Below are 7251 nucleotides of genomic sequence, written 5' to 3' on the forward strand. Positions count from 1 at the left end.
ACGCAGTGCTCACTATAATTTGTGTTGCTCTAAATAATTAGGAATTACACATTTCCAATGAAACTTGTGCTCAATTTTTTCTTTTAGTGCCTGTGCAGATTCTCCTTCTCCATGAGTAATAAACACTGCTTTAGGCGCTTTTTTGATATGAGATAACCAAGTCAGCATTTCTGCATAATCTGCATGAGCTGATAAGTTCCCCATCTGTATTATTTCGGACTGAACAGGTACTAATTGGCCAAACATCTTAATCTCTTTTTCACCACGAACCATTCGATCCCCTCGTGTCCCACCTGCTTGAAATCCAGTAAACAATATAGTGTTTCTGTAGTTAGGAGCAAAATTTCGGATATGATGAATAACCCGCCCTCCAGTTGCCATACCACTCGCGGAAATTAAAATCATCGGCATTTTTTGTCTGCCAAGTGCGATTGATTCATCTACAGTGCGAATGTATTGAGCCACATTGCATACTGCGGCACATTGTTCTGTAGTTAAACGATTTTCACGTGCATGCCTTGAAAAAATTTCAGTAGCGTTAGTAGCCATAGGGCTATCAACAAAAACCGGAATATCTGGAATTTTATTTTTAGCTTTGAGCTGCTGAATATAATATAACAACATTTGAGTTCGACCCACGGCAAAAGCTGGAATTAAAACACTACCACCTCGTTTAACCGTGCAATTAATTATATCTGCAAGCTGTATCTCTGGATCGAGTGTTTCATGCAAGCGATCACCATAGGTCGATTCTATTACCAAATAATCAGCTTCAGGTGGTTCTTGGGGTGCTTTCATAATGGGATCATTAGGACGCCCCAAATCCCCTGAAAAAAGTACAGAGGTATTCTGATGTTCTATTTTAATCAGAGAAGCACCTAAGATATGACCTGCATAATAAAAGTTGGCATAAAAATTATCAGCAAGCTCAAAGGTGTCCTTTAAATTTACCGTCTGAAAATAATTTAACGCAATTTCGGCATCTTCCTTTGTATAAAGTGGTATGGCAGGATGATGTTTTGAATAGCCTTTTTTATTAGCGTAATAAGCTTCTTCTTCTTGTAGATAACCACTATCTGGCAACAATATTTTCGCCAGTTCGAAAGTAGCTTCGGTACATACTATTTTTCCACGAAATCCATTTTTTACGATTAAGGGAATATAACCACTATGATCAAGATGGGCATGTGTCAATAAGATATATTTAATGTCTTCTGGATTGAAAGGCATCTGTGCCCAATTTCTTAATCGAAGCTCTTTGTAGCCTTGAAAAAGACCACAATCAACAAGTATTTTTGTTTGGTCCAATTGAATTAGATATTTTGAACCTGTAACTGTTCGGGTTGCCCCTAAAAATTGAATTTTCATGATTTATCATGGATAAATATCTCATAAAAATCAGTATAGCACTTACTTTAAAAACAAAAATAATTAACCTCATTGCGGCTTGTTGTAGTCGCTCTGATACATCTGTCAACGGGCGATTAAAAATCCAACCATTGCCGCTTAGCTTTTTTCCAGAACTCGCGAATACGTCTGCCTTTATTATCATTTTGAAAATTCAGGTAAATCAATTTTAATTTGAGAACCTAAAGCCAATCTTAAGGCATTCACAATGGCCAGAATGTCAATTACTTCTTGAATTATTGCGCCAGTTACGGGATTGATAAATCCTGCTGCAGCAAACCCCATTCCAACGATACTAAGCAACATACCTCCAATAGCGCTTTGTGAGGCAATTCTTCGAGTATTTAGGCTAAGATGGATTAATTCATCAACCTTACTTAATGTGTTTTCCATAATAACAGCACCCGCAGCTTCAGCCGTTACATTACTGTATTGTCCAAAGGCAATGCCAACTGTCGCTGCTGTTAATGCAGGCGCATCATTAATACCATCGCCCATAAAAACAGTTGGTGCTTTTTTTATTTCCTCTCGAACTATTGCCAGTTTTTGTTCTGGGCTTTGCGATGCACGAATTTCTTTTATATTTAATAAATTAGCCAAGTAGACAACTTCCGACTCACGGTCCCCAGAAACCAACATAATTTTTTTAAATTGATGAGAGGGGGCTAAATGCCCTAAGAATGATTTACTTTCAATACGTGGCGCATCATGAAAATGTAACGATGCAGCATATTGATTATCAAACAATACAATACATTCTAGTCCAGGCGCTATGGGTGGTAATAAAGTAATACCCTCAGGATTTATTTCTAAAAATTTTTTCCGGCTAGTAATGAGAATTTTATGTTTACCAATAACCCCATGTAATCCTTGCCCAGGTTTTTCAGATACATTGGCCGATTCAAGCAGAGTTATATTTTCTTTTTGTGCAGCATTTAAAACGGCACTTGCAAGAGGATGTTTTGAATATCGTTCTAGACTTGCCACATATTGTAAAACCATTTTTCTCGTATAATTTGGAACCACGTTAATTTCTGTTAAAGCAGGCTTACCATAGGTAAGTGTACCTGTCTTATCAAAAATGGCGGTTTTACAAATCGGTAATTGCTCAAGAACCGTTGGATCTTTGATAACGATAGCTTGTCTTGCAGCTCTTGAAATAGCACTAATTATAGTAATAGGAATGGCTATCAATAGCGGGCATGGTGTGGCAATGACTAGAACAGAAAGAAAGCGTATTGCATCCCCTGTGAAATACCAAGCCGCAATTGCAAAAACAAGAGCTACAGGCGCAAAAACTGCGCCAATCCGATCCCCTAGCCTTCTAATCGAGGGACGCTTTTGTTCTGCTTCCTCTAATACTTTTACAATTGCAGAATAGCGTGAATCGGATGTAAGTTGAGTTGTTTTTATAATTAATAAAGTTTCTCCATTCACTGCGCCTGATAAAACGAATGCCCCCGGTGTTTTGGAGATTTGATAAGGCTCTCCTGTCAAATAGGATTCATCCATAGATCCATGCCCTTCAATAACGACACCATCAGCCGGACAGGTTTCATGTGGATAAATAACAATTAAATCATCTATTTTAATGTCTAATAATGGAATATCTTCAATATGATTGTTTATTTTTCGGTGTGCCATTGAGGGCATACGCGCTACAAGAGAGCGCAAAACGAAGGATGCTTTCCGCATAGCATAATATTCTAAAGTTTGCCCACTGGCCAACATCAGAATAATTAATGTTGCGGCTAGATATTGCTGTAAAATAACACCGGTTACTAATGCGATCGCCGCTAATAAATCAGCACCTAAATTTCCTTTAATTAATTTAAATAATATTTGTAGAAATACAGGGACACCACCAATTACTATAACAAACAGTAAGGGAGTATTAGATGCGGGAATATGGAAAGCTAGCATCACAAGATATAAACCAATTGCAATTAATGCAAATAGTGCAATATATAATTGCCACTTCGATTTTAACAAAATGAAAGATCTGCTCATAGAAATGTCATTGATTCAATGTTATTAGTTTCATCGTAGATGCTCAGGATTTTTTGTCAAACCAATTGGGTTACATTCATATGGGGACGGTCCGGGACGGACTCCGGCAATTATTGGTTAATTTGTTCAAAACATATCGGAGTCCGTCCCGGACCGTCCCCTGAATATTTTAGCTTTTTTGGTAAGTAGATTTTCTAATATAATCAGTACCATCCCAAATAGATAGGGGCGATTTATCTTTATTCACTATAAAATCAAATGGCGGTAAAATAGCAATATAAAGGGCTACCATGAACACTATAGCCAAATATTTATTCCCCTTCTCCATAATTTGCTGTGCTTCTTTGTCAGAACGGAAGGCGCTGTACGCGTAAATCCCCCCTAAAAAAAGTGCAATGGTTAAATAGATCAATTGATTGAATTCTAAAGACATATAGCGATACGCGTAATAGTTGGTAATGAGTATCATAATAAGCAAAAACACTTTATAACCACGTAAAAGCCCATTGAGCCAGGCTATTTGCTTTTTTTCATTGTTGTCATATTGATAGTAGGCATTTAAAAACAAAATGCTTACGAGGGTTAAATCAAAAAAAGCACTGATAATGATATTTGGATTTTGAGCAGTATTTTGCAAAAATAAAATAAAAAACGTTACACTTGCGAGCACTAGAAGGGGTAGAAAATAATACATACATGTTCGTAAGATAAAGCGCAACTGATGAAGCACCTTAATATTATATTGGGCAATACCAATACCAAGAAACAATAAAAAGAGCCCCAAAAAATACGAGAAAACGCCGTTAGTAGACACGCGATTATATAAAAAAGAGCTGTAGATACCATCATATAAAAAAGACGGATATAAAATTAAGTTCTCGCTTGAATACATAAAAAGTGTCCCAAAAAGTAAGACGATTAAGGTATTCCATAGCGCTTCAAAGAATAGGGTATAGCTTACATTCCAATGACCGCCGTTATGATGATAGATATAATGAAAACAATGAGTTACATAAACTAGAATAGGATAGCAAATAAGTAAATTAATATGGCGGGTACTCTCTGATCCCCAAATTTCATAACCTCTAAAAGGGATAGATAATAGCAGCGCAACAAAAAAACTGCTGCCCAATAATTCTGAAATATTCCGTCCATTATAAGATAGTACAAATAAGAGCCCTACCAATAGAGGAAAGATGACGTACATAAAGGTACGCAGTTGTAACAAATAAGTGCTAGTGAAGATTATAGATGTGATTAGTCCCGTTAAAATTAAAATCCATGTGTCTTTGTTAGTAAGCAAAATAGCTCTCCTTACTCATACTGCTACCTGAATGGTCATTAAGTCTCTGGTTTAACTGACAAAACCCTTTAATGTTCTTGGGCATCGCCTTTGCTAATAGAATCAACGCCATGCCAAAGAGACAAGGGCGCTTTATCTTTATTCACCGTAAAATTAAAGGGCGATGCAATAACAAGATAAAAGGCTACTATGAATACTATAACCAAGCATTTATTCCCATTCTCTATTATTTTCTGTGCCTTTTCATCAGAAAAAAAGGCGCTGTACGCATAAAGCCACCCTACAAAAAGCGAGATGGTTAAATAGATTAATTGACTGGGTTCTATAGACATATAGCGAAAAGCATAATAGTTGGCGATGAGTATCATGATGAGCAAAAACACTTTATAACCACGTAAAAGCCAATTAAGCCAAACCATTCTCTTTAGCTCATCACTTCCATCTTGATAGTAGGCATTTAAAAATAAAATACCGAGAATTGTCAGCTCAAAAAAAACAGTGATAATGACATTTGGATTCAGGTCAATATGCCACAATAAAATTAAAACCACCGCACTGGTTAACACCAAAATAGGCAGCAAATAATACATAGTCGTTATCAGGATAAAGCGCAACTGATGGAGCGTTTTAATATTATTTTGGGCAACACTTATACCAATAAATAATAATAACCACGTCAAAAATAACTGGAACAATCTGCCAGTGCTCGTGTAAATGAGATTAAATACATAAGGGCTACCCTGACTACTAAATAAAAAAGAAGCACAAAAAATTAATACCGCACTTGCGAGTGAAAAAAGCACCGCAACAAGCAAAACAAGAATTCCATTCCAGGCGGCTTCGAAGAATAGGGTATAACTCATATTCCAACGATTACCACTATGATGATAAGTGTAATGAAAGCAATAGACTAAAAAATAGAAAAATTGTGGCTTAACATGGTTGGAAATCCAAAGGCCAGGGAGTGCTAATATTAAAGCAACAAAAAGACTGCTGCCCAATAATCGTAGATTGTTCTGTCCATTATAAGACAGTGTAAATAAGAAACCATATAGTAAGGTAAAGTCTGCAACGAGATATAATTGAAGCGACAAAGCAACAATAGTGACTATAGAAACGATTAAACCCGTTAAGTTTAAAATCCATGTATTTTTGTTAGCAAGCACAATAACTATCCTTGGTCTTTAACTTAACGTCCATTTCAGATAAAAAACCTCAAACTGAGCCAATCATCTTAATCCATCGAGAGCCTCAGGAAGTACAGAATGCGTCTACCCAGCCTGATTAAAAAGACCCTAATTATTGAGTAATAAAATAAGTTATATACTGTTTGTGTCCTTTCGGCAACGGATAAATATGGGAACGGACTCCGTTAATTATTGGATAATTTGTTCAAAATACATCAGTACCCTTCCCAGACCATCCCAAGTAATCAGGCTACGCCTACTGATTATAATCAAAATCTAAATGAAATCATGTCATGGAGATTGAGCAAATAATAATCTGCAATCAAATACGGCCGTATTTGATACCTTTAACCAGATATTTCTACTTGGCTTATTTTTTAACCATATGATTTATCTATTAATAAATAACACCTGTGTGTATTGAGCATTGGCCTACAACCTTAGGTTCGCTTTGAATGGCTTATTGTGTGGGCCGTGTTTTTTTTATTATCATATGTGCAACTTTATATGCAAAATGCTCCATTTAAAATCCAACAGGGACTATAAATTATTATGAAAATTTATTTAAACTCAAATTATCGTACAACAGAAGTACAAGCCAACCCATCAGGAACAACAGCTCAACGCTATGTTTTTTGTATCGAGCAAGCCATTCCATGTTTAAATAACACTGCAGAAGGGCGCAAACTAGCCACGTTTCGCTTTCTCAAGAATATGAGAAAAAGTAAAGATACGGCAGCAATAGTAACAGGAATGGGATTAAAACTAGTTTTAATGCCTTATGAGACAGATGAAGAGTTTAAAAAAATGATTTCAGAGTTTCGAATCAATGAACGCTCAAGCGCTGTAATAAGTAGAAAACCACCTGTTCAATATGCTGTAACGATTATAAATACTGCAGTCGCTACTTCTTCGGCACAAGCAACAGATGCTCCAGTAATCAAGGCCTCCGGAGCTAAAGTTCCTACGAGTGTCCTTTTAAGCGTTATATTTAAACAGAATGTTAAACCTACTGATACAGCACAAGATGCTAACTCAAATATGCAACCTCAATTCTAGTACGGGTTTATATCTTATTTTTGGCACAACAAATTTGTGATACAGGAAAAGAATGAAATATCTTGGGAAAACCTTTTTTGTTTTTATTTTGTTAGGGCAGCTGTTCTTAAGTTTTCATGCGCAAGCAGACTGTTTGCTGGAACCGTATCATCATCAAATTGTTTGTGGTGCTGGAGCCTGCGCGCTTGATCCTTACTTTCATGTAGTCAAATGCGCAGAATCACCCGGCGGCCAATGCTTGTTAGAGCCCCATAATCATCAAATTGTTTGCGGAGCCGGAGCTTG

General features: G+C 36.6%; 6 protein-coding genes. 2 read left to right on the plus strand and 4 right to left on the minus strand.

What is annotated here, in order from left to right:
• Positions 1 to 12: 12 nt before the first annotated feature.
• The 4 genes from BGO44_RS01100 to BGO44_RS01115 form a co-directional block, all read right to left on the minus strand.
• Positions 13 to 1368, minus strand: coding sequence for an MBL fold metallo-hydrolase RNA specificity domain-containing protein (locus BGO44_RS01100; RefSeq protein WP_058509661.1), 1356 nt, complete (start codon positions 1366 to 1368; stop codon positions 13 to 15).
• 180 nt (positions 1369 to 1548) lie between these two features.
• Positions 1549 to 3417 (minus strand): heavy metal translocating P-type ATPase, encoded by a 1869-nt coding sequence (locus tag BGO44_RS01105; RefSeq protein WP_058509662.1) that lies wholly within the window; start codon positions 3415 to 3417, stop codon positions 1549 to 1551.
• A 169-nt stretch (positions 3418 to 3586) separates the two neighbouring features.
• On the minus strand, positions 3587 to 4720 hold the full coding sequence (locus tag BGO44_RS01110) for a hypothetical protein (protein ID WP_273197751.1): 1134 nt from the start codon (positions 4718 to 4720) through the stop codon (positions 3587 to 3589).
• Positions 4721 to 4788: 68 nt separating this feature from the next.
• On the minus strand, positions 4789 to 5886 hold the full coding sequence (locus tag BGO44_RS01115; protein WP_273197752.1) for a hypothetical protein: 1098 nt from the start codon (positions 5884 to 5886) through the stop codon (positions 4789 to 4791).
• Between the two features lie 573 nt (positions 5887 to 6459).
• On the opposite strand from BGO44_RS01115, the gene BGO44_RS01120 reads away from it, so the two are divergent.
• Complete coding sequence (locus BGO44_RS01120) at positions 6460 to 6966, plus strand: hypothetical protein (RefSeq protein WP_273197753.1); 507 nt, start codon at positions 6460 to 6462, stop codon at positions 6964 to 6966.
• 52 nt (positions 6967 to 7018) lie between these two features.
• Positions 7019 to 7251 (plus strand): hypothetical protein (locus BGO44_RS01125; RefSeq protein ID WP_286822645.1); only part of this gene is annotated, 233 nt, incomplete at its 3' end.

The sequence above is a fragment of the Legionella sp. 39-23 genome (assembly GCF_001897665.1).
Classification (GTDB): Bacteria; Pseudomonadota; Gammaproteobacteria; order Legionellales; family Legionellaceae; genus Legionella; species Legionella steelei.

Bases quoted from the DNA above. Each gene is read 5' to 3' on its own strand.
- BGO44_RS01100 (WP_058509661.1), bottom strand. From the start codon at position 1,368: ATGAAAATTCAATTTTTAGGGGCAACCCGAACAGTTACAGGTTCAAAA.
- BGO44_RS01105 (WP_058509662.1), bottom strand. From the start codon at position 3,417: ATGAGCAGATCTTTCATTTTGTTAAAATCGAAGTGGCAATTATATATT.
- BGO44_RS01120 (WP_273197753.1), top strand. From the start codon at position 6,460: ATGAAAATTTATTTAAACTCAAATTATCGTACAACAGAAGTACAAGCC.